The sequence below is a fragment of the Nioella sp. genome (assembly GCF_964229645.1).
In the GTDB taxonomy this organism is placed as follows: domain Bacteria; phylum Pseudomonadota; class Alphaproteobacteria; order Rhodobacterales; family Rhodobacteraceae; genus Nioella.
Genome location: NZ_CAXREX010000167.1, coordinates 1 through 3,448, shown reverse-complemented (window position 1 = coordinate 3,448; position 3,448 = coordinate 1). Strand labels below are relative to the sequence as shown.

At 63.5% G+C, this 3,448-nt stretch carries 5 protein-coding genes; 1 reads left to right on the top strand and 4 read right to left on the bottom strand.

The annotated features are described in order from the left end of the window. Positions 1-888: sulfotransferase family 2 domain-containing protein (locus ACEQXV_RS11015; RefSeq protein ID WP_370269154.1), on the top strand; the 888-nt coding region annotated here is incomplete at its 5' end. Positions 889-916: 28 nt separating this feature from the next. On the opposite strand, the gene ACEQXV_RS11010 is transcribed toward ACEQXV_RS11015, so the two are convergent. From ACEQXV_RS11010 to ACEQXV_RS10995, 4 genes are all read right to left on the bottom strand, one after another. Further along, positions 917-1,381: a PTS sugar transporter subunit IIA gene (locus tag ACEQXV_RS11010; RefSeq protein WP_093449297.1), complete on the bottom strand. Its 465-nt coding sequence runs from the start codon at positions 1,379-1,381 to the stop codon at positions 917-919. Between the two features lie 35 nt (positions 1,382-1,416). Next, entirely contained in the window at positions 1,417-1,986 is a 570-nt protein-coding gene (gene hpf, locus ACEQXV_RS11005) for a ribosome hibernation-promoting factor, HPF/YfiA family (protein ID WP_093449300.1), read from the bottom strand. A gap of 320 nt (positions 1,987-2,306) precedes the next feature. Then, a complete protein-coding gene (gene lptB, locus ACEQXV_RS11000; RefSeq protein ID WP_370269153.1) occupies positions 2,307-3,065 on the bottom strand; it encodes an LPS export ABC transporter ATP-binding protein in 759 nt (252 codons plus the stop codon). Positions 3,066-3,076: 11 nt separating this feature from the next. Beyond that, on the bottom strand, positions 3,077-3,448 hold a 372-nt coding region (locus ACEQXV_RS10995), incomplete at its 5' end, for an LptA/OstA family protein (RefSeq protein ID WP_370269152.1).

The following is a 3,448-nucleotide window of genomic DNA, read 5'->3' as shown; positions in this document are numbered from 1 at the left end:
GTGGCGGTGATGAACGGGCTGGCACGCTGGCTGGGGCAGGTCGATCAGCTGGACAGGCTGGATGACAAGCTGAAGGTGCAGAACCCCGCGCCCCTGTCCGAGAAGGTCGAGAATTTCGACCAGATGGAGCAGGCCCTGGCGCGGCTGGACCGGTTCAACCTGACCCGCACGCCGAATTTCGAACCGCGGCGCGGGGCCAATGTGCCGGGCTACGTGGCCGGTGCGCAGACACGGCTGATGTATATGCCCGTGCGGGGTGAGATCGACGATCAGGTGATGGAGTGGCTGGCCGCGCTGGATGGCGGGCCGGTCGAGGCGCTGGAGACCCAGTTCACACAGAAGCGCCTGCGGCAGTGGAAGCGGCGCAACAAGGGCCACCGCAGCTTCGCGGTGATCCGGCATCCGGTGGCGCGGGCGCATTCGGTGTTCTGCAATCGCATCGTGCGGACCGGCAAGGGCAGCTTTGGCGAACTCCGGCGGATCCTGCGCAACCGGCACAAGCTGCCGATCCCCGGCCGCAACGACGACAGCCCCTATCCGCTGGAGCAGCACCGCGAGGCGTTCAAGATGTTCCTGGATTTCCTCAAGGCGAACCTGGCGGGGCAGACCTCGATCCGGATCGACCAGACCTGGGCGACGCAATCGGCGGTGATCGAAGGCATGGCGGGTTTTGCCCTGCCCGACATGATCGTGCGCGAGGACGAGATGGGCGCCTATCTGCCCGCGCTGGCGCAGCAGGTCGGCCACGGCGATCCGGGCGATCCGCCCGCGATCCCCGAGGATCGGCCCTTTGCCCTGGCGGATGTCTATGATGAGGAAATCGAAGCCAAGACGCAGGACGTCTATCAGCGCGACTACCTGATGTTCGGGTTCGGATCCTGGAAATAGGGGGCCATTGGTTCCCCGGGGCAGGGCCTTATGCCGCCTGGGTGTTCTGATCCGAGGTCAGCAGCGCATACAGCGTCGAGGCATCGTGGTTCGCCCGCAGCTTCTTGCACAGATCGGCGCTGCGCAGGGTGCGCGACACCAGGGCCAGGGCCTTCAGGTGTTCGACCCCGGCGCTTTCGGGTGCAAACAGCGCCATGACGATGTCCACCGGCTGACGGTCCACGGAATCGAAGTTCACCGGCTGATCCAGCAGGATGAAGGCCGCGGTCATGTCGGTGACCTGTTCCATGCGCGCATGGGGCAGGGCGACACCGTTGCCGACTCCGGTCGGGCCCAGGCTTTCGCGTTCCATCAGGGCCGCAACCAGGGACGCAGAATCGTAGCCATAGGCCGATTGCGCCAGTTCCCCGATATCATGGAGAAGGCGTTTCTTCGACGACGCCGAGGCAATCACCTTGATTGCCTCGGGTTTGAGGATTTCCGTTAAGTTCATGTGGTCCTAACGCTCGCCGCGGTACGCCCGCCGCCTCAGTTTCTGGGGTCGATCCAACCGATGTTGCCGTCTTCGCGACGGTACACAACATTGACCCCCTCTTTACCTTCGTTCCGGAAAACAAGGACAGGTGCGCCTGCAAGCTCCATCTGCATCACGGCCTCGCCAACGGACAAAGAGGGTATCTTTGTTTCCATCTCGGCAACGATGATCGGTTGGAGCGTCTCCGCCTCTGATTCCACGTCTTCCTGCTCAGCGGCGAGGATATACGAGGAGGCACCGAAAAGTTCAACCGGTTCGGGCCGGGCCTTGTGATGGTCCTTCAGGCGACGCTTGTAGCGACGCAGCTGTTTGTCCATCTTTTCCGCCGTTTCTTCGAAAGCGGCATAGATTTCATTGGCATGCCCCTTGGCGGCCGCGTTCAGCCCCGAAGACAGGTGCACCGTGACCTCGCAGACGAATTCATGACCGGATTTGGAAAAGATGACGGTGGCGTCGGTCGGTCGCTGACCGTACTTCTCCATGACGCTGCCAAGTTCCGTCTTCACGTGTGTCTGAAGCGCCTCGCCAATGTCGATTTGCTTACCGCTGACTTCGTAACGCATTCCGTATCCTTTCATGACTCTTCGAACGGTCGCACGGGGCCAGTGGCCCCGACGGCGTCAGATTCGAATGCTGGTGAAAGACAGTCGAGTTTCCTTGATCTTGCGCAAATTGTGCAAGGGATCTGCGGGCCGGTAGGGTAGCCGATACGCGACTGTCATACCCTTATATGAAGGGACGCGGGGGGCGGCTGTCAATGGGAAGCGGATGAAATGGTTGGCGCAAACTTTCGCTGCAGGGCAGCGGAAACCGGGTGCCGGGCGGGGTGTTGCCGATGGCCGGAAGGCAGGCAGGAGCGGACCCGCCGACCCGGGTGCCGGGGTCAGGAAATGCGGAAACTGTCGCCCAGGTAGACGCGGCGCACGTTTTCGTTTTCCACGACCTCTTCGGGGGTGCCGGACATCAGCACCTTGCCGTCATGCAGGATGTAGGCGCGGTCGACGATTTCCAGCGTCTCGCGCACGTTGTGGTCGGTGATCAGCACGCCGATGCCGCGTTTCTTCAGGTCGGCCACCAGGTGACGGATGTCGGCCACGGAAATCGGGTCAACCCCGGCAAAGGGTTCGTCCAGCAGCAGGTACTTGGGATCGGCGGCCAGGCAACGGGCGATTTCCACCCGGCGGCGTTCCCCGCCCGACAGCGCCAGCGCGGGGGCGCGGCGCAGGTGTTCGATCGAGAATTCCGACAGCAGTTCCTCCAGCCGCTCGCGCCGCTTGTGACGGTCCGAATGGGTGATGTCGAGGATGGCCGAGATGTTCTCCTCGACCGAAAGGCCGCGGAAGATCGACATCTCTTGCGGGAGGTAGCCGATCCCCAGCTTGGCGCGGCGGTACATCGGCATGTTGGTCACGTCGCGGCCGTCGATGGTGACGCGCCCGCCCTCGGGCACCACAAGGCCCGCGACGGAATAGAAGGTGGTGGTCTTGCCCGACCCGGTCGGCCCCAGCAGGGCCGCGACCTCGCCCCGGTCGACCTTCATGGTGACGTCCCGGATCACGACACGCTTCTTGTAGGACTTGCGCAGGTGGTCGATGCGCAGGCCCTGGTCGCCGTCGTGGATCGAGAGGTCGGGTTTGGTCACGGGTCTGGTCTTTAATTCTTTGGGTTCAAAAGCGTGCGGACACGGCCAGACATCTGGGCGCTGCCGGTGGTCAGGTCAATAGTCAGATCCTGAGACGCCAGTGTCGATTCGCCCTGCACCAGCAGAACGTCGCCTTGAAGACGGACCTTGCCGGCCTCGATGTCGTAATCTGCGCGCTGCGCTTCGGCGGCGTCGGGGCCGCTGACCAGGGTGACGCCGCCGGTGGCCTCCATCCGGCGGACCTTTTCGCCCGCTTCGTCATAGACGACCAGCACGCGGGGGGCGCCCAGGCGCATGACGCCCTGGACGATGACGACGTTGCCGACGAATTCCGCCGTGCCGTCGGCCTGGTTCACCCGCAGCTCATCGCTTTCGACTTCGAC